This is a genomic window from Pseudomonas sp. DW-iso17 (assembly GCF_058725345.1).
Genome location: NZ_JBZXEA010000045.1, coordinates 270,022 through 287,846, shown reverse-complemented (window position 1 = coordinate 287,846; position 17,825 = coordinate 270,022). Strand labels below are relative to the sequence as shown.

Annotated in this window: 18 protein-coding genes; 4 read left to right on the top strand and 14 right to left on the bottom strand. The window is 59.6% G+C overall.

Annotation, left to right across the window (positions count from 1 at the left end; translation table 11 throughout):
* Positions 1–62 precede the first annotated feature (62 nt).
* The 9 genes from msrQ to mrcB all read right to left on the bottom strand — a co-directional run bounded on the left by msrQ (position 63) and on the right by mrcB (position 9,881).
* Entirely contained in the window at positions 63–683 is a 621-nt protein-coding gene (gene msrQ / locus AC4PS6_RS24975; protein ID WP_020301783.1) for a protein-methionine-sulfoxide reductase heme-binding subunit MsrQ, read from the bottom strand.
* A complete protein-coding gene (gene msrP / locus AC4PS6_RS24970; RefSeq protein ID WP_020301782.1) occupies positions 683–1,696 on the bottom strand; it encodes a protein-methionine-sulfoxide reductase catalytic subunit MsrP in 1,014 nt (337 codons plus the stop codon). Before msrP ends, msrQ begins: the two co-directional genes overlap by 1 nt.
* Positions 1,697–1,759: 63 nt before the next feature.
* Positions 1,760–2,617, bottom strand: coding sequence for a CDP-diacylglycerol--serine O-phosphatidyltransferase (gene pssA, locus AC4PS6_RS24965; RefSeq protein ID WP_014719927.1), 858 nt, complete (start codon positions 2,615–2,617; stop codon positions 1,760–1,762).
* Positions 2,618–2,761: 144 nt separating this feature from the next.
* Complete coding sequence (gene ilvC, locus AC4PS6_RS24960) at positions 2,762–3,778, bottom strand: ketol-acid reductoisomerase (RefSeq protein ID WP_003194132.1); 1,017 nt, start codon at positions 3,776–3,778, stop codon at positions 2,762–2,764.
* 47 nt (positions 3,779–3,825) lie between these two features.
* The gene (gene ilvN / locus AC4PS6_RS24955; RefSeq protein ID WP_003176102.1) at positions 3,826–4,317 is read right to left on the bottom strand and encodes an acetolactate synthase small subunit; all 492 of its coding nucleotides are present in this window, start codon (positions 4,315–4,317) and stop codon (positions 3,826–3,828) included.
* Between the two features lie 2 nt (positions 4,318–4,319).
* Complete coding sequence (locus tag AC4PS6_RS24950; protein ID WP_014719928.1) at positions 4,320–6,044, bottom strand: acetolactate synthase 3 large subunit; 1,725 nt, start codon at positions 6,042–6,044, stop codon at positions 4,320–4,322.
* A gap of 432 nt (positions 6,045–6,476) precedes the next feature.
* Positions 6,477–6,806 carry a YqcC family protein gene (locus tag AC4PS6_RS24945; protein ID WP_014719929.1) on the bottom strand — a complete coding sequence of 110 codons (330 nt, stop codon included), beginning with the start codon at positions 6,804–6,806 and terminating at the stop codon, positions 6,477–6,479.
* Positions 6,806–7,540: a tetratricopeptide repeat protein gene (locus AC4PS6_RS24940; RefSeq protein WP_032902681.1), complete on the bottom strand. Its 735-nt coding sequence runs from the start codon at positions 7,538–7,540 to the stop codon at positions 6,806–6,808. Before AC4PS6_RS24940 ends, AC4PS6_RS24945 begins: the two co-directional genes overlap by 1 nt.
* Positions 7,541–7,556: 16 nt before the next feature.
* On the bottom strand, positions 7,557–9,881 hold the full coding sequence (gene mrcB, locus AC4PS6_RS24935; protein WP_014719931.1) for a penicillin-binding protein 1B: 2,325 nt from the start codon (positions 9,879–9,881) through the stop codon (positions 7,557–7,559).
* A gap of 118 nt (positions 9,882–9,999) precedes the next feature.
* On the opposite strand from mrcB, the gene AC4PS6_RS24930 reads away from it, so the two are divergent.
* The 3 genes from AC4PS6_RS24930 (at position 10,000) to AC4PS6_RS24920 (ending at position 12,470) form a co-directional block, all read left to right on the top strand.
* A complete protein-coding gene (locus tag AC4PS6_RS24930) occupies positions 10,000–11,556 on the top strand; it encodes a bifunctional aminoglycoside phosphotransferase/ATP-binding protein (RefSeq protein WP_014719932.1) in 1,557 nt (518 codons plus the stop codon).
* A 92-nt stretch (positions 11,557–11,648) separates the two neighbouring features.
* Positions 11,649–11,993, top strand: coding sequence for a pentapeptide repeat-containing protein (locus AC4PS6_RS24925; protein ID WP_014719933.1), 345 nt, complete (start codon positions 11,649–11,651; stop codon positions 11,991–11,993).
* Between the two features lie 204 nt (positions 11,994–12,197).
* Complete coding sequence (locus AC4PS6_RS24920; protein ID WP_166406251.1) at positions 12,198–12,470, top strand: TfoX/Sxy family protein; 273 nt, start codon at positions 12,198–12,200, stop codon at positions 12,468–12,470.
* Between the two features lie 243 nt (positions 12,471–12,713).
* On the opposite strand, the gene AC4PS6_RS24915 is transcribed toward AC4PS6_RS24920, so the two are convergent.
* The 3 genes from AC4PS6_RS24915 to AC4PS6_RS24905 are packed head-to-tail and all read right to left on the bottom strand — an operon-like array spanning position 12,714 to position 15,393.
* Positions 12,714–13,481: a heme ABC transporter ATP-binding protein gene (locus AC4PS6_RS24915; RefSeq protein ID WP_492181054.1), complete on the bottom strand. Its 768-nt coding sequence runs from the start codon at positions 13,479–13,481 to the stop codon at positions 12,714–12,716.
* Positions 13,481–14,518, bottom strand: a complete 1,038-nt coding sequence (locus tag AC4PS6_RS24910) for a FecCD family ABC transporter permease (RefSeq protein ID WP_014719936.1) — start codon at positions 14,516–14,518, stop codon at positions 13,481–13,483. The genes AC4PS6_RS24915 and AC4PS6_RS24910 overlap by 1 nt, the downstream gene beginning before the upstream one ends.
* Entirely contained in the window at positions 14,515–15,393 is an 879-nt protein-coding gene (locus AC4PS6_RS24905; RefSeq protein ID WP_014719937.1) for a heme/hemin ABC transporter substrate-binding protein, read from the bottom strand. The genes AC4PS6_RS24910 and AC4PS6_RS24905 overlap by 4 nt, the downstream gene beginning before the upstream one ends.
* A gap of 156 nt (positions 15,394–15,549) precedes the next feature.
* On the opposite strand from AC4PS6_RS24905, the gene AC4PS6_RS24900 reads away from it, so the two are divergent.
* Positions 15,550–15,867: a Rieske (2Fe-2S) protein gene (locus AC4PS6_RS24900; protein ID WP_014719938.1), complete on the top strand. Its 318-nt coding sequence runs from the start codon at positions 15,550–15,552 to the stop codon at positions 15,865–15,867.
* Here the strand turns inward: AC4PS6_RS24900 and sfsA are convergent.
* A complete protein-coding gene (gene sfsA / locus AC4PS6_RS24895; protein WP_014719939.1) occupies positions 15,864–16,577 on the bottom strand; it encodes a DNA/RNA nuclease SfsA in 714 nt (237 codons plus the stop codon). The genes AC4PS6_RS24900 and sfsA overlap by 4 nt on opposite strands.
* The gene (locus AC4PS6_RS24890) at positions 16,577–17,749 is read right to left on the bottom strand and encodes a pyridoxal phosphate-dependent aminotransferase (protein WP_014719940.1); all 1,173 of its coding nucleotides are present in this window, start codon (positions 17,747–17,749) and stop codon (positions 16,577–16,579) included. The genes sfsA and AC4PS6_RS24890 overlap by 1 nt, the downstream gene beginning before the upstream one ends.
* Positions 17,750–17,825: the final 76 nt, after the last annotated feature.

The following is a 17,825-nucleotide window of genomic DNA, read 5'->3' as shown; positions in this document are numbered from 1 at the left end:
GTTTCGACTGCGCCGGAAGTGGGGCGAATTATAGGCTTCCAGAATCTGCCGTCAAGGCTTAATTACGCTTTTGTGGCAGAAGGCGCTTTTTTAGCAATAAGGCGAGGGATTCGACGCATTACCGGCGGCACCCGCATCAACAGAAGTAGCGCACCTATAGACGCGTAGATGGCCCACTCCTTCAGGTCCGCCCGCACTATCCATAGCATGTGCAGCAAACCGAGCCCAAGAATCACATAGACCAGACGATGCAGCTTCTTCCATCGACTCCCCAACCGACGCTGGCTATAGCGGTTCGACGTGACGGCCAAGATAAGGAGAGCAACAAACCCCAGCGCCCCCACAATGATGTAGGGCCGCTTGCTCAACTCTACGCCGAGCTGCGACCAATCCAGCCCCAGGACAAACACACAATAGGCCGCCAGGTGCAGCACAACATAAGCAAAGCACCACAGCCCCAACTGTCGCCGCACCGCTATCCACCCCGCCCAACCGCTCAATTTCTGCAGCGGCGTCATAGCAAGCGTGATCAGCAATAAAATGAGCGTCCCCAAACCCAGGCGATCAACGAGCACCTTGCCTGGATCAGGCCCCAGCGCAGAGCTCCACGCTTCATACAGCCAGAGCAATGGCCACACTGCTGCGGCTACAAACACGCCGATGCGCCAGATGGGATAGCGCATCAGTAGTTCTTCCGCAGATCGAGGCCTGCATATAAAGAAGCGACCTCATCCGAATAGCCATTGAACATCTGCGTCTGGCGCACATTCGGACTGAACAGGCCGCTCGGCAGGCGGCGCTCCCGCGCCTGGGTCCAGCGCGGATGATCGACCGTAGGATTCACATTCGCATAAAACCCATACTCATCGGCAGCAATACTTTGCCAGGTCGTTTTCGGCTGCTCACTGACCAGACTGATACGTACGATGGACTTCACACTCTTGAAGCCATACTTCCACGGCACCACCAAGCGCAACGGCGCGCCGTTCTGGTTAGGCAACTCCCGCCCATACATGCCCACAGCGAGGATCGCCAAAGGATTCATCGCCTCATCCAGGCGCAGCCCTTCCACATAAGGCCAGTCGATCAAGCCGAAACTTGAGCGTTGCCCAGGCATGCTCTTGGGATCCTGGAGGGTTTCAAAACGGATGTACTTGGCTTTGGAGGTTGGCTCGACCTGCTTGAGCAACGCCGAGATGGGAAAACCTATCCACGGAATCACCATGGACCATGCCTCGACGCAACGCAGACGGTAGATGCGCTCTTCCAGCGCATAGGGTTTCATGAAGTCCTCCAGGGCATAGCGCCCAGGTTTTGCGACTTCACCATCAATCACCACACTCCAGGGCTGCGTCTTGAGCGAGCCCGCATTCGTTGCCGGATCGCCCTTGCCTGTCCCGAACTCATAGAAGTTGTTGTAGTGAGTTGCATCCTTGAATGGCGTGATGGCCTCATCCTTGACCGTCACCGATTGCCACGTCGTGTTCGGAAGTTTTTCCGTAAACCAGTTGGGCGCGCTGCCCGGCTCGACGTCGGCATACCGCGAAGCATCGCTCGCACTGGCCCAACGCGGCAAGCTGCTGGCGGCAATACCAGCAAGCGCACCACCGAGCAGGCTGCGGCGAGAGAGATAGAAGGATTCAGGCGTGACGTCCGATTCGTGACAATCGGACGCTTTGGGTAATTTGATTAACATGGTAACTCCGCAGCGTTGGAGAACTGATGCACCAATAGACTGCGGAGTATGGGGGAAATTACATTAAGACAATGTTTTGTCCCGACGCAGACGCAACAAGTACTGAATCGGACCCGAAGCGGCGTAGGCCAGGAACGCCAGCAGCAGGATACGCGGTGGATCACTGAACACGACCGCGAACACCAGCACCACCACAAGGATGGCCACGAAAGGCACGCGCCCTTTGAGGTCAAATTCCTTGAAGCTGTTGTACTTGATGTTGCTGACCATCAGCATGCCGGCCGCTGCCACCATCAGGGCAACCAGGAACGACATCTTCGATCCCTGAATCCCGTAATCACTGAACGCCCAGACAATCCCCGCGACAACACCCGCCGCTGCCGGGCTGGCAAGGCCGATGAAGTAGCGCTTGTCGGCAGTCCCCACCTGGGTGTTGAAGCGCGCCAGGCGCAAAGCGGCACCCGCGACATAGATGAAGGCAACCATCCAGCCAACCTTGCCCATGTCACCCAATGCCCAGGCAAATGCCAGCAATGCGGGGGCAACACCGAAGGCGACCATGTCCGACAGCGAGTCGTACTCGGCGCCAAAAGCGCTTTGAGTATTGGTCATGCGCGCCACGCGACCATCCAGGCCGTCGAGCACCATGGCCACGAAAATTGCGATAGCAGCAAAGCCAAAGTATTTGCTGGCACTCGCCGCATCACCCGCCGCCAGCGCGCTCTGGGCACTCATGGAGTTGATGATGGAGTAGAAGCCGGCGAACAGGTTCGCCGTGGTGAACAGGTTGGGCAGCAGATAGATGCCACGATGCCGGACCTTGCGGCCTTCGGCGTCATGCCCTTCTTCGACATGTTCATCGATCGGCAGCATGCTTTCGGCGTCGGAAGCCTGGTTTGGCTCTTCGGGACGTTCGCTCATGGACTTTACCTTGCAACGGTGTGAAAAAATTCGACAGATACTTGCAGCGAGTGTTCGCCTGCAAACGATGCAGCTTTATACCAGAACCAACCCCTCAAACGAAAAAACGCGGCCTAAGCCGCGTTTTCCCTTGATGCGTACGACTTAGTTCTTGGCTTTGTCGACGATCTTGTTGGCACCGATCCACGGCATCATGGAGCGCAGTTGCTCGCCGATGACTTCGATACCGTGAGCGGCGTTGTTACGACGCTTGGCGGTCATCGAAGGGTAGCCGGTAGCGCCTTCGCTGATGAACATTTTGGCGTATTCGCCGTCCTGAATACGTTTCAGGGCGTTGCGCATGGCCTGGCGGGACTCGGCGTTGATCACTTCAGGGCCCGTCACGTACTCGCCGTATTCGGCGTTGTTGGAGATCGAGTAGTTCATGTTGGCGATGCCGCCTTCGTACATGAGGTCAACGATCAGCTTCAGTTCGTGCAGGCATTCGAAGTAGGCCATTTCCGGCGCGTAGCCAGCTTCAACCAAGGTTTCGAAACCGGCTTTTACCAGCTCAACGGTACCGCCGCACAGAACGGCTTGTTCGCCGAACAGGTCGGTTTCGGTCTCGTCCTTGAACGTGGTTTCGATGATGCCGGTACGACCGCCACCCACGCCAGCAGCGTAGGACAGTGCAACGTTCTTGGCGTTGCCCGACGCATCCTGGTAGATCGCGATCAGGTCGGGGATACCGCCGCCTTTGACGAACTCGGAACGCACGGTGTGGCCCGGTGCTTTCGGCGCGATCATGATCACGTCGAGGTCAGCACGCGGCACAACCTGGTTGTAGTGAATCGCGAAGCCGTGGGAGAAGGCCAGGGTAGCGCCCTTCTTGATGTTCGGCTCGATTTCGTTCTTGTACAGCGAGGACTGGAACTCGTCCGGGGTCAGAATCATGACCAGGTCGGCAGCCGCGACAGCAGAAGCAACGTCGGTCACTTTCAGGCCATGGGCTTCAGCCTTGGCTACGGTGGCCGAACCTTTGCGCAGGCCAACGGTGACGTCAACGCCGGAGTCTTTCAGGTTGCACGCTTGGGCGTGGCCCTGGGAACCGTAGCCGATGATGGCGACTTTCTTGCCCTGGATGATCGACAGGTCACAATCTTTATCGTAATAAACTTTCATGAGGTTCCTCTATATATCCAGGCCGTGAGGCCATTCGCTAATTTGGGTTAGATGCTGAGTACTTTGTCGCCACGGGCAATCCCGGTGACACCACTGCGTACGGTTTCCAGAATCGAGGCCGTCCCGATCGACTGGATGAAGCTGTCCAGCTTGTCGCTTGTACCGGTCAGTTGAACGGTATAAACGCTGGCGCTCACATCGACGATCTGCCCGCGATAAATATCGGTAGTGCGCTTGATCTCGGCACGTTGGGCACCCGTGGCCTTGACCTTGACCAGCATCAGTTCGCGCTCGATGTGGGCGCTTTCCGACAGGTCGACCAGCTTGACCACTTCGATCAGCTTGTTGAGGTTCTTGGTGATCTGCTCGATCACCTCATCGTGGCCCACAGTAGTCAACGTCAGGCGCGACAGGGTCGGGTCTTCGGTCGGGGCCACGGTCAGGCTTTCAATGTTGTAGTTGCGTTGCGAAAACAGGCCGACAACACGGGACAAGGCGCCGGGTTCGTTCTCCAGAAGCAGGGAGATAATATGCCGCATGATTAAGTACGCTCCGTCTTGTTCAGCCACATGTCGCGCATAGAGCCGTCTTTGATTTGCATCGGATAGACGTGCTCGCTGGTATCGACCTGAATATCGATGAACACCAGACGGTCCTTCATGGCAAACGCTTCTTCCATCTTCGGCTTCAGATCTTTCAAATCAGTGATGCGAATGCCGACGTGGCCATAGGCTTCAACCAACTTGATGAAGTCCGGCAACGATTCCATGTAGGAATGGGAGTGACGGCTACCGTAGCTCATGTCCTGCCATTGACGAACCATGCCGAGCACGCCGTTGTTCAAGCAGACGATCTTCACCGGAAGACCGTATTGCAGGCACGTCGACAGTTCCTGGATGTTCATCTGGATGCTGCCTTCGCCGGTGACGCAGGCAACGTCGGCATCCGGGAAGCTCAGTTTCACACCCATGGCCGCAGGGAAACCAAAGCCCATCGTGCCCAGGCCACCGGAGTTGATCCAACGGTTAGGCTTGTCGAACTTGTAGTACTGCGCCGCGAACATCTGGTGCTGGCCCACGTCGGAGGTCACAAAGGCGTCGCCCTTGGTCACTTCGCACAGGGTTTCGATCACGGTTTGTGGCTTGATGATGCTGCCGTCACCCTTGTCATAAGGGAACAGACCGCGATCACCGCGCCATTCGTCGATCTGCTTCCACCAGCTGGCAACGGATTCCTTGTTCGGCGTTTCGCCGATGTCCTTGAGCGCAGCGACCATTTCGGTCAATACGCTCTCTACAGGACCCACGATTGGCACATCGGCCTTGATGGTCTTGGAGATGGACGCAGGGTCGATGTCGATGTGGATGATCTTGGCATTCGGGCAGAATTTGCTCGCGCCGTTGATCACTCGGTCATCGAACCGCGCGCCCACGGCCAGGATCACATCGGCGTGGTGCATGGTGAGGTTGGCGGTGTAGCTGCCGTGCATACCGAGCATGCCGACGAACTGACGGTCCGAACCCGGGAATGCGCCGAGGCCCATCAGGGTGTTGGTCACCGGCAGGTTGAGCAACTTGGCCAGTTCGGTCAACGGAGCGGAACCGCCGCCCAGAATCACGCCACCGCCGGAGTACAACACGGGGCGCTTGGCCGCCAGGAGCATTTCTGCCGCCTTGCGGATTTGCCCCGAGTGCCCGCGGACGGCCGGGCTGTAGGAACGCAGCTTGGCTTTCTTGGGAAAAACATATTCGAATTTTTCGGCCGGGTTGGTCATGTCTTTCGGGATATCAACCACCACAGGGCCCGGGCGACCGGACTGGGCGAGGTAGAACGCCTTTTTCATGACTTCCGGGATTTCCGACGCGTGCTTGATCATGAAGCTGTGTTTCACGATCGGGCGGGAAATACCGATCATGTCGGTTTCCTGGAAAGCGTCGGTGCCGACCATGGTGCTAGGCACCTGGCCAGAGATGATCACCATCGGGATGGAGTCCATATACGCAGTCGCGATGCCGGTAATGGCATTGGTTGCGCCTGGGCCGGACGTTACCAGTACCACGCCGGCTTTACCGGTGGCACGGGCGTAACCGTCAGCCATATGGGTCGCGGCCTGTTCGTGGCGAACCAGGATGTGGGTAACAGCCGGTTCCTTGAACAGTGCGTCGTAGACATGCAGCAGAGCACCACCTGGGTACCCGTAGATATAGTCGACGCCTTCGTCACGCAAAAAGCGGACGAGCATCTCACCGCCAGATAAAAGCTCCACGTTGTTCACCTCTAAAACGCCAGAATACCGTCCGTTAAAAAACCGACGGGTCTTAATAGGTTTACTTCTCAACAGAGCATGAGCGACGGTGGTCGCCGACTACGTCAGCACTGACTGAGCAAGTATTGGGATCGTCCCAAGTGTTGCGGGCTTTTCCCACCCAGCGCGAGGTAACGCGTTGCGGGTGTTACAGGTCGGCGCGGATGTGCGCCTCATGATCTGCTGAGCGGGCCTGCTTCTGGCAGTCCCGATACAGCGGACTTTGGATTCTTCTGTTTCACGCCCTTCAAGTCAAGCAATAATTGCGCTTTTTTCCAACTAAGCGCATGAGAACGTAGAAGAAAGGGCTTTGAGGAGGGATAAAACTCGCCTGAATGTCGTCAAGCGGTAGAAATGTGCGCAAGACTGCCGGAAAAACCGGCAGTCAGGCAATTAACGAGCGTCGACGATCAATTGATCGAACTTTTTCAGCGCGTTACGCAAGCCGAGGCTCTCCCGCGGCCGGTCGGCGTAGACCATCTCGGCCATTTCCAGGATCCCCGACGCATTCGGCAAGGGCAGGTCCTGTTCCAGGATCTGCTTCATACGCGCAAGGAAAATCCACTGCAGCCACTGGTGGAAGTCCAAGGTATCGACGGAAAAGGGCTCGACACTGCTGAGCGCTTCAGCACTGGGGGAGACTTCATCCCACCAGCCCTGAACGCGCAGTTCGCGCTCGATCAGCAATAACTGCTCGGCAATCGCGGGAAAACGCGCATCCATCAGAGGCTGACCTTGGCTTTTTGCCGTGCCTGCGCAGCACCCGCTGCATCGCCTTGGGCTGCACGCGCATCCCCGATCAAGGCCCACAGGCTGGCTTGCAGGTCTGGGCGCCCATTGGCCAGGCTCAGGCCACGGCGAGCGAACTGCTCCGCCTGGGGCGCATCGCCCTGGGCCATGCGCACCTGGGCCAGGCGATAGAGCACTTGTGGCTCACGCGGCGCCACGCGCTGGGCACGTTCAAGGCTCGACGAGGCGCCATTCAAATCGCCACCCGCCTGCTGCTGCTGTGCGGTTGTGAGCAACGCCAGCACCGGGCCATCGAGTTGTTCGTCAGCCGACAACCCGCCCGCATTGGACGATGACGGAATACCGCTCGGCGTAGAAGGCATGTTGTAGGTGCCCTGGTTGACCGGCGCGGTTTGAATCGGCGTGGAGTTCACCGGCCCGGAAGTGCTCGGGCCTGGGGTCCATGGTTCGGCACTGATAGGCGCCGAGGTTGCAGCCCCACTGCCGGGCACCATCACCACGACGCCGGAATCCTGTGGAATTGCCTGGGTTGCAGCTTGGGCAGGCCGTTTGACCACGGTCTGACGGAAGCCACCATTGGCCGAAATGCGGTCGTTATTGGAGACGGACGTGCTTGAGTCCACCACAGGGATAGAGCCGCGCTGCACGCTGGAGCAACCGCCGAGCAAAGCCAGAGCCGTAATGGCTGGAATCCACAACTTGTTCACTTGAAACCCTCTTTGCTTAATTCATCCAGCCCTTGACCCAATCCATCACCGAATCCGCGTCAGCAGGGGCACTGCCACTGCACGCGGCGCCGGGTGGTGGTTCGCTGCCGCGAATATACGGCATCTGCACCGCGCCCGGACAGTTGGCATCGGAGCCTTGGCCGGTGTGCGGATCAATCCAGGCCTGCACGATATTGTCCGGCTGCGGCATGTTGAGCGGCAACGGGTCAGCCTTGCGCATGAAACTGGTCCATACCTGCAACGCGCCTGTCGCACCGGTGAACGGCGTCTTGCCATTGTCGTCGCGCCCCAGCCATACCACGGCCAGTACATCCTGGCCGAAACCCGCGAACCAGCTGTCGCGAGAGTCGTTACTGGTACCGGTCTTGCCCGCCAGGGTCAGGTTCGACGGCAGCACGCTATAGACCGAACGCCCTGTACCCTCGCGCATCACACGCTGCATGGCGTTCTGGATCAGGTAGATGGAGCCGGCGTCGAAGCGCTGCTGAATCTGGAACGGGTAGCGCTTGAGCGGTTCGCCATCGGCGGTCAGCACACTGCGAATACCGCGCATCGGCGTATTGAAGCCACCATTGGCCAGGGTCTGGTACATGGTGGTCACTTCCATCGGCGTCATGGCCGCAGCGCCCAGAAGCATGGACGGGAACGCCGGGAACTCACGTTCGATCCCCAGTCGCGCCAGGGTCTTCAGCACATTCGGCACACCGACTTCAAGCCCCAGGCGCGAGGTCGAGATGTTGTAGGAATGCGCCAATCCTTGATACAGGAACACCGTGCCATGAGAGCGGCGGTCGAAGTTCTTGGGCGTCCATACCTGGCCATCCGCACCTTTGATCGACAGCGGGTCATCGGACAGCCAACTGGTCAGCGTGTACTTGCTGGGTTTTTCCAGTGCCGTGAGATAGACCGCGGGCTTGACCAGCGAGCCAATCGGCCGCACGGCATCCAGTGCGCGGTTGAAGCCTGCAAAACTGGCCTGGCGGCTGCCGATCATGGCCTGGACCTCGCCGGTTTCCGGGTTGGTCACGACCATGGCGGCTTCGACTTCATCCGAGCCTTTACGGCCAGTCAGGCGCTTGAAGGTGTCGTTGACCGATGCTTCGGCCTTCATCTGCAGGATGGGGTCGAAGCTGGTGAAGATCCGCAGCCCCTCTTCGGTCAAGTCTTCGTCGCGGTAGTCTTCGCGCAGTTGGCGCTTGACCAGGTCGATAAAGCCCGGGAACGAGCTATCCGCCAGCTTGCCGCGGGTTGTCACACCCAGTGGCATTTTTTTCGCAGCGGCCACTTGTTCAGCGGTGGCCACACCCTGCTGCTCCAGTACATCGAGCACCAGGTTGCGACGTTCAAGCGCACGCTCCGGGTTGCGGCGCGGGTTGTAATAGGACGGCCCCTTGACCATCCCCACCAGCAACGCAACCTGATGCAATTTCAATTCGGACAACGGCTGCCCGAAGAAGAACTGGCTGGCCAGGCCAAAACCGTGCACGGCGCGCTGGCCATCCTGCCCGACGAATACCTCGTTGAGGTAAGCCTCAAGGATTTCCTGCTTGCTGTAATGCAGCTCCAGCAACATCGCCATCATGGCTTCGGTGAGTTTACGGGTCAGGCTGCGCTCGTTGGTCAGGTAGAAGTTCTTGACCAGTTGCTGCGTCAGCGTACTGCCGCCCTGAGTCATCTTGCCGCCGGAAGTGTTGACCCAGATAGCGCGGGCAATCGACTTCGGAGAAACACCCCAGTGGCTATAGAAATCGCGGTCTTCGACAGCGACCAGGGTTTCCAGCAGATACGGTGGTACCTGATCGAGCTTGATCAGGATGCGATCTTCAAGGTTCTTCGGGTAAATACCGCCGATCAGCAACGGTTCGAGACGCACCACCGGCAGCTTGGAGCCATTGAGCGAGGACAGCTCAGCCACATAATCGCCAGAGAAACGCACGCGCACCGGCTGGGCTTTTTCCAGGCCTTCGTAGAACTGGAAGCCACGGGTGTTCAGGTCGACGGTATTACCGCTGACCGCCGCAGCGCCAGGGCCATTGCTCACGGGTTCGCGGCGGTAGCCCAGCGCATCGAGCTCGGTAAGGAAGTCTTCCTTGCTCAGCTTCTGACCAGAGAACAGCTCCAGCGGGCGTGCATACACCTTGGCCGGAATCGTCCAGCGCTTGCCGGAGAATTTTTCCTGCACCACGGCATCGAGGTATACCGCAAGGCCGGCGACCGCCACAAGGCCCACCAGGCCAAGCTTGATCACCCAGCCCAGCCAAGGGCGCGGGCCGCGGGAAGGAGGTTTTTTACGGGAACGGGGAGATCGGGTTCGAGTCATGGCGGCGGATTATACGCACTTTATTGATGATCAACATGAGCCGGACAGCGGTTTGCACGACTGGCATCAGCAGCCATAATGCCCCCCATGATTTTCCCCCGACTTTGAAGGATCGCCCGTGAGCCAGACCCTGATCGCTGCCCTGCAAAACCCGGCCTTGTACCCTCATCCGGTTGACGCGTTTCAAGTCATCGAGACCCATATTTCCTGGGTGATACTGACGGGCCCCTATGCATATAAGCTGAAGAAACCGATGAACTTCGGCTTCCTGGACTTCACCAATCTGGACGACCGCGGGCATTTCTGCCGCGAGGAACTGCGCCTCAACCAGCGCCTGACCGAAGACTTGTATCTTGAAGTGTTGCCGATTACCGGCACTGCCGAGGCGCCGCAACTGGGTGGCGACGGCCCAGCCATCGAGTACGCGCTGAAAATGCGCCAGTTCCCGCAAAGCCAGATGCTCAGCACCCTGCAAGCCAACGGCGAACTGACCAGCGCGCACATCGATGAGATGGCCAAGCAGATTGCGCAATTCCACCTCAGCGCCCCCAAAGTCCCGCAAGATCACCCCGCCGGCACGCCGGAAGAGGTGATGGCTCCGGTACGCCAGAACTTCGACCAAATCCGCCCATTCCTCAGCGACAAGGCCGACCTGACTCAGCTGGAGGCTCTGCAAGCCTGGGCTGAAAGCAGCTTCGAACGCCTCAAGCCTCTGCTTGCGCAGCGCAAGCTCGACGGTTATACCCGTGAATGCCACGGCGATATCCACCTGGGCAACGCCACGCTGATCGATGGCCGCGTGGTGATCTTCGACTGCATTGAGTTCAACGAGCCTTTCCGCTTTACCGACGTGTACGCCGACACCGCTTTTTTGGCGATGGACCTGGAAGATCGCGGCCTGAAATGCCTGGCACGGCGCTTCATAAGCCAGTACCTGGAGCTGACCGGCGACTACCAGGGCCTGGAGCTTCTGAACTTCTATAAAGCCTACCGTGCATTGGTACGCGCCAAGGTTGCGCTGTTCAGCATGCCCAGCGAAGCCAACCCGGTGCAACGCGCTACCACCCTGCGCCAGTACCGCAACTACGCCAACCTGGCGGAAAGCTACAGCACTATCCCTTCGCGCTTCCTGGCAATCACCCATGGCGTTTCAGCCGTGGGCAAGAGCCACGTGGCCATGCGCCTGGTCGAAGCCCTGGGCGCGGTACGCCTGCGTTCGGACGTAGAGCGCAAGCGCCTGTTTGGCGAACAACAGGTAGAGAACACCCTGCAGGCCGGTATCTACAATCAGGACGCCAGCGCTGCCACCTACGCACGCCTGAACGAGATTGCCGACACCGTGCTGCGCGCCGGCTACCCGGTGGTGCTGGACGCCACGTTCTTGAAACGCGCGCAGCGTGACGCCGCCGCCCAGGTTGCCGAAGCCACTGGCGCGCCGTTCCTGATCCTCGACTGCAACGCCCCGCAAGCCGTTATCACCAGTTGGCTGGCACAACGCCAGGCGGATAAAAACGATCCGTCTGACGCCACCCTGGCCGTTATCGAAGAGCAACAAGCCAGTCGTGACCCGCTGACTACCGAGGAGCTGCTGCTCAGCAAGCGTGTGGAGACCAATGAAAGCGGGACGCTCGACGCGTTGGTCGGGCATATCCGTCAACACCTGCCGGGCCTGTAAGAAATATTTCTTGGTCGCGTCGTCGTCTTCGGCGCGCGACCCAGCGATAGTGGCACTATACTGGCTCCATAACGCCAGCCAGAGTCGCGATCATGAGTCAGCCAAAGCTTCTTGATACCCCGCTCTACGCCCTCCTGCACAAGGACGACATCCGCGGCTTCAACCAGGAGCGCCCTGAAAATGGCCCCATCGACATGCGCGGTGGCGACTTTCGAGGGCTGGACCTGCGCGACCTGAACGCCACCGGTATTGACTTCACCGACGCCTATTTTCGCTCTGCCGACCTGCGCGGCCTGGACTTGCGTGGCTGCTCACTGGAAGGCGCCAGCCTGGCCCATGCGCAGATATCGGGGGCTTATTTCCCGCCCGAACTCACGGCTGACGAAATACTCATGTCGGTCAATTTCGGTACTCGCCTGCGCTACCGCACCAAGTAACGCCACACACCGAGTTCCTGCCACATCCCCTGCCTGCCGGGCACTTTGCGCCTGCCTGCGAGTAAGCGCCGTCGCGCCATCCTTATAATCTTTTCAGCCCTTTCTGACCAAAGAACCACGCTTTTCCTACTCAACGCTACACTCATTTTCAGGCTGCCTGGTCACGACACCCACCGCACCATTCGGCCAACGCAAGGAGGCTTGATGAACGATGAGCTGCAACACCTGAAAAACCTTGGCAAGACGTCAGCGCAGTGGCTGCATGCGGTGGGCATCCACAGCGCGTCCGACTTGCGTCGCCTGGGGGCGGTCGACGCTTACCGAGCCGTGCGCACGCGCGGGTTTCGAGCGTCGAAGGTTCTGCTGTATGCCATTGAAGGGGCATTGATGGATGTGCACTGGAACGACATACCCACCGAGCGAAAGGAGGCCTTGAACCGTCAGCTGGATGCGATCTCAGTGCATCAGAAGAACTAGAGTGGCACTCAAACCCAGTGTTTACGGGCATTACAAACGAGCGTTTGAGAAAAATGGATGAAGCAGAAAAACAGATGTTGACTCTCAAATGAGAATCGTTATGATTATCACAACTGGTCGCGAGATCAGCCGATAACTGAAAGACCATTGGTTCGGACTCTCAGATTATCTCCTCATCAGGCTAATCACGGTTATTTGACCCGGCTCTTGCCGGGTCTTTTTTTGCCCGCGAATTAACCGGCCTCAGCGCGCAATGATCAACGGATGCCCACGCTCCGGATGCGGCTGTACCAATACATCCAGACCGAATACAGCCTTGAGCGGCTCTGGTTGCAGGACGTTAGAGGGCGTATCCAGCGCGTGGGGGCGGCCGTTTTCCAGCAACAGGATCCGGTCGCAGTAACGCGCCGCCAGGTTCAAGTCATGCAGGATGACCAGCACCGCAGCGCCTCTGTCGGCAAAATGCCGGATAGCTTGCAAGGTGGTGTGTTGGTGCAGAGGGTCGAGCATCGATGTGGGCTCATCCAGCAACAACGTCTGCCCTGCCTCACCCGGCCATAACTGCGCCAATACCCGTGCCAGGTGCACACGCTGCCGCTCGCCGCCCGACAAGGCCAGGTAACTGCGCCCACTCAGGTGGCCTACATCAGCAGCCTGCAGCGCGGCGTTGATGATTTCGTCGTCGCGCACTCGCCCGGTCTGATGAGGCAAGCGGCCCATGCCCACCACCTCTTCGACACGAAAGGCAAAGTCCAGGGTGGAGGATTGTGGCAGCACCGCCAGGCGCTGGGCACGTTGCACACCTGTCATGTGCTTGAGCGCCTGCTGATCCAGCCACACCTTGCCCTGATCCGGCTGCAACTCCCCGCACAGCGCTCCAAGCAAGGTACTTTTGCCGGCGCCATTGGGGCCCAGAACGCCCAGCACTTCGCCCGGCAATAGGTCCAAGGTGATATCGGCGAGCACGGTCTTACCACCGCGCCGGAGCTGCAACGCTTCTACCCGCAACATCAGGCGCGCCCTCGTAACAATAAATAGAGGAAAAACGGCGCACCGATAAACGCGGTGACAATACCGATCGGCAGTTCCGCCGGCGCTAACGCCAGGCGCGCCACCAGGTCCGCAAACAGCAGCAGGCTCGCACCCGCCAACACCGAGGCCGGTAACAACACCCGATGATCCGGCCCAGCCAGCAGCCGCACCAGATGCGGTACCACCAACCCGACAAAACCAATCATGCCCGCCGCTGCCACTGCGGCGCCAACGCCCAAGGCCGTGCAGAACACCAACTCGCGCTTGAGCCCCTCGACATCAACACCCAGATGCTTGGCCTCGGACTCACCCAGCAACAGCGCGTTCAGCGCCTTGGCCCGGCGCGGCAACCATAGCGCCACGCCCGCACTCACCAGCAACAAGGGCCACAACCGCGAATAACTTGCACCATTGAGGCTGCCCAGGTTCCAGAACGTCAGGGTGCGCAAGGTGGCATCGTCTGCCAGATAGGTAAACAGGCCCACGGTCGAACTGGCCAGGGCCGTCAGCGCAATACCGGCAAGCAACATCGTCGCGACATTGGTCTGGCCATTGCGACGCCCCAGGCGATAGACCAGTGCCGTGACGCCCAGGCCACCGAGGAAGGCGCACAGCGACAACAGGTACGGCCCGAAAGCATCCGGCAGCCCGCCAAATAGCGAGCCACCGACAATCGCCACCGCCGCTCCCAGCGCTGCCCCGCTGGACACGCCGACCAAGCCAGGATCGGCCAGCGGGTTGCGGAACAACCCCTGCATCGCCACGCCCGACAATGCCAGCACACCGCCGACCGCCAGCCCCAACAGGGTCCGCGGCAGGCGAATCTGCCCCAGGATCAACTCGGCCTGCTCCAACCCCTGGGCCTCTATCGGTACGCCCATCAGTTTTAGCGCAGCCCTGAGCGTGTCCACTAACGGCAGGCTGACCGGCCCCAGTGCCAATGAAAGCCAGATCGCCAATACACACAGCAGCGACAGCCCAATAAACAGCGTTTTTGGCTTAACCAGAGTGGTCATGGAGCAGGCTTAGGCTGGGACGGATAAAAACCGGCAGACAGTTTCTCCAGGCTTTGCGGCAATCGGGGCCCAAGGCCACCTACCAGCAAGGTCGGATCCAGCTCAAAGACGCGGCCGTTCTTGGCTGCCGGCGTAGAGGCAAGGATCGGATTTTCCTTGAACAAGGCAGCACGTGCCGCGTCACCGGTCAGGGCGCGATCGGCAAACACCAGCACCTCAGGGCTCAACCCCGCCAGCGACTCGACGGAAAACGGTTTATAGCCGGTGTGCGTGGCCAGATTACGCCCTCCAGCCTGCTGCAACATCCAATCAGCGGCCGTGTCCTTGCCCGCGATCAGCGGCTTGCCACCGGCATGGCCGAGCAGCAACAGCACGCCTGGAGCTTTTTGCGTGGCCTGGGCCTTGACCACCCAATTTTTTTGCTGTGCCAGCGCCTGCTCATACCCGGCAAACAGGGCATCAGCCTGGGCCTCACTGCCGAGCAGTTTCCCCAAGTGTTCGAGGTTGCCTTTGAGCGTGGGCAAATCCGGCTGGGCCGAGAACATATCCACCTGCACCCCGGCACTGCGAATCTGTGCCAGCACCGGCGGTGGTCCCATTTCCTCCGTGCCCACAAGGATTTGCGGGCGCAGGCTGAGAATGCCTTCGGCTGACAACTGTCGCTGATAACCAATGCTTGGCAAGGCCTTGAGCGAGGCGGGATGCTGACTGGTGGTATCCACTCCCACCAACTTCGATTCACCGCCCAGAGCCGTCACCCACTCCGACAGCGCCCCGCCAGCACTGACCCAGCGTTGCGGCAGTTCAGAGGCGTGCACCCCAGGGTTGACCAGCAGTGAAGCAACAAGCGCAATAGCGCTGGTACTCAGGCGCATAACAGGGTTTCCTTCCTAGGGCAGGGCCACTCAAGCACTCATTGATGTGACAGATAACCCCTGCCAGGCATCGTATTGAGCACCCAGTCAGCTGACGGGCGAAGCAGGCATTTGATAATTGTTTGCATTTGAACGTCAAGGCACTTAAGGATTGAAATGAAGTTTCTCTGCGCCTCAGGCGACCTCACCCCCAACAGCAGCCGCGGTTTTGATATCGATGGCCACAGGCTGTTGGCGGTGCGTCGGGACGGCACTGCGTACTTCTATCTCAACCGCTGCCCCCATCGTGGGATCCCACTGGAATGGCAACCTGATCGCTTCCTCGACGACAGCGCCAGCCTGATCCAATGCGCCACCCATGGCGCGTTGTTCCTGATTGAAAGCGGCGAGTGCATCGCCGGGCCCTGCGCAGGCCAACACCTCACTGCCCTGCCCGGTCGCGAAGACGAACAGGGATTGTGGGTCGATCTCTAGTCGCCCAGCAGCACCTTCAACCGACGCTCGACGTAAATCTCCTGCGGCGTGACCCGTACGCCGTAGGCGAGCACCTCCACACCTGCAGCCTTGGCCTCACGTAGCGCCGCCGCATAACCGGCGTCGATTTCCACAGCCGGGCGCACCGCGTCGATCCCCGACAGGTTCACGCAATACAACTGCACCGCCCGTATACCGTCGCGCGCCAGGTGGGCCAGCTCACGCAAGTGCTTGGCACCGCGCTGCGTCACCGCATCGGGGAAAGCCGCCACTGAGCTGCCATCAAAGCCCAGGGTGACGCTTTTGACCTCGACAAACGCAGCACCCTGGGGGTAATCCAGGCGAAAGTCGATGCGGCTTTTCTCCTGGCCATAAGGCACCTCACGCTTCAACGCGGTAAAGCCGTTGAGTTCAGTGATCACACCGGCCAGCAGGGCTTCTTCCACCAATTGATTGGCACGCGCGGTGTTGACGCACGCCAGCCGGCCCTGGGGCGTTTCGGCAATTTCCCACGTGCCCGGCAGCTTGCGCTTGGGATCCGTAGAACGGCTGAACCAGACCTGGCCACCTTCGACCATGCAGTTGAGCATCGATCCGGTGTTAGGGCAGTGAATGGTGAGCAACTCGCCGGTAACGGTTTCGATATCGGTGAGAAAGCGCTTGTAGCGGCGGATCAGCCGCCCTTCTTCAAGAGGAGGATTAAAACGCATCAGCCTTGCCAACTCCGCAAACCACGGGCAATCCGCTCCACCGCTTCTTGCAGCCGATCAAGGTTTTGCGTGTAGGCAAAACGCACATGGTGCCCCGCCTGGTAGCGACCGAAATCCAACCCGGGCGTAAAGGCCACATGTTCGGTTTCGAGGAAATGCCGGCAAAACGCGAAGGCATCGCCGCCGAACGCGCTGATATCGGCATACAGATAAAAAGCACCTTCGGGCTCCACGGCGATACCGAACCCCAGCTCACGCAGGGCCGGCAGCAGGAAGTCACGGCGGCGGCCAAATTCGGCACGGCGCTGCTCCAGAATCTCCAGGGTTTGCGGGGTGAAACAGGCCAAGGCGGCATGCTGGGCCATGCTTGGCGCACTGATGTAGAGGTTCTGCGCCAATTTCTCCAGTTCACCCACCGCTTCAGGGGGCGCCACCAGCCAACCGAGGCGCCAGCCGGTCATGCCGAAATACTTCGAAAAACTATTCAGAACAAAGGCGTCATCATCAACTTCCAGCACGCTGGCCGCGTCGGTGCCGTAGGTGAGGCCGTGATAAATCTCGTCGACCACCAAATGACCGTTGCGCGCCTTGATGGCGCCCGACAGCCCAGCCAGCTCGTCCCGGGTGAGGATCGTGCCGGTGGGGTTGGCGGGCGATGCCACCAGTGCGCCGACACTGTCCTGGTCCCAATGCCTGGCCACCAGATCGGCGGTCAACTGGTAGCGTACGTCTGGGCCGACCGGCACCAACTGCGCCGCGCCTTCCACAAGGCGCAGGAAGTGTCGGTTGCAGGGGTAGCCTGGGTCCGCCAGCAGCCAATGTTTACCCGGATCCACCAGCAAACTGCTGGCCAGCAACAATGCGCCGGAGCCACCGGGGGTGATCAGAATGCGTTGCGGGTCGATGCTCAAACCGTAGCGTTGCTGGTAGAAACCACTGATGGCTTCGCGCAATTCGGGCAAGCCGCGGGCGGCGGTGTAGCGCGTCTTACCGTTTGCCAACGCGGCTTGGCCGGCCTGGATGATCGGCTCGGCGGTGGTGAAATCCGGCTCGCCGATTTCCAGGTGGATCACGTCGTGACCGGCGGCCTGCAGCTCATTGGCACGCGCCAGTAACGCCATGACATGAAAGGGTTCGATGGCGCGACTACGCGCACTGTAGGGCTGAGCCATTAGCCTTCCTTAGACGGTGAGGACAAAATCTGGATTCTACCGAACCCTCACGGTAAAACATGCTCTATTGCCTGAT

What these genes read in the sequence shown, in the direction of transcription:
- msrQ (WP_020301783.1), bottom strand. Translation starts at nt 683, where the DNA reads ATGCGCTATCCCATCTGGCGCATCGGCGTGTTTGTAGCCGCAGCAGTG.
- msrP (WP_020301782.1), bottom strand. Translation starts at nt 1,696, where the DNA reads ATGTTAATCAAATTACCCAAAGCGTCCGATTGTCACGAATCGGACGTC.
- pssA (WP_014719927.1), bottom strand. Translation starts at nt 2,617, where the DNA reads ATGAGCGAACGTCCCGAAGAGCCAAACCAGGCTTCCGACGCCGAAAGC.
- ilvC (WP_003194132.1), bottom strand. Translation starts at nt 3,778, where the DNA reads ATGAAAGTTTATTACGATAAAGATTGTGACCTGTCGATCATCCAGGGC.
- ilvN (WP_003176102.1), bottom strand. Translation starts at nt 4,317, where the DNA reads ATGCGGCATATTATCTCCCTGCTTCTGGAGAACGAACCCGGCGCCTTG.
- AC4PS6_RS24945 (WP_014719929.1), bottom strand. Translation starts at nt 6,806, where the DNA reads ATGGATGCGCGTTTTCCCGCGATTGCCGAGCAGTTATTGCTGATCGAG.
- mrcB (WP_014719931.1), bottom strand. Translation starts at nt 9,881, where the DNA reads ATGACTCGAACCCGATCTCCCCGTTCCCGTAAAAAACCTCCTTCCCGC.
- AC4PS6_RS24925 (WP_014719933.1), top strand. Translation starts at nt 11,649, where the DNA reads ATGAGTCAGCCAAAGCTTCTTGATACCCCGCTCTACGCCCTCCTGCAC.
- AC4PS6_RS24920 (WP_166406251.1), top strand. Translation starts at nt 12,198, where the DNA reads ATGAACGATGAGCTGCAACACCTGAAAAACCTTGGCAAGACGTCAGCG.
- AC4PS6_RS24915 (WP_492181054.1), bottom strand. Translation starts at nt 13,481, where the DNA reads ATGTTGCGGGTAGAAGCGTTGCAGCTCCGGCGCGGTGGTAAGACCGTG.
- AC4PS6_RS24910 (WP_014719936.1), bottom strand. Translation starts at nt 14,518, where the DNA reads ATGACCACTCTGGTTAAGCCAAAAACGCTGTTTATTGGGCTGTCGCTG.
- AC4PS6_RS24905 (WP_014719937.1), bottom strand. Translation starts at nt 15,393, where the DNA reads ATGCGCCTGAGTACCAGCGCTATTGCGCTTGTTGCTTCACTGCTGGTC.
- AC4PS6_RS24900 (WP_014719938.1), top strand. Translation starts at nt 15,550, where the DNA reads ATGAAGTTTCTCTGCGCCTCAGGCGACCTCACCCCCAACAGCAGCCGC.
- sfsA (WP_014719939.1), bottom strand. Translation starts at nt 16,577, where the DNA reads ATGCGTTTTAATCCTCCTCTTGAAGAAGGGCGGCTGATCCGCCGCTAC.
- AC4PS6_RS24890 (WP_014719940.1), bottom strand. Translation starts at nt 17,749, where the DNA reads ATGGCTCAGCCCTACAGTGCGCGTAGTCGCGCCATCGAACCCTTTCAT.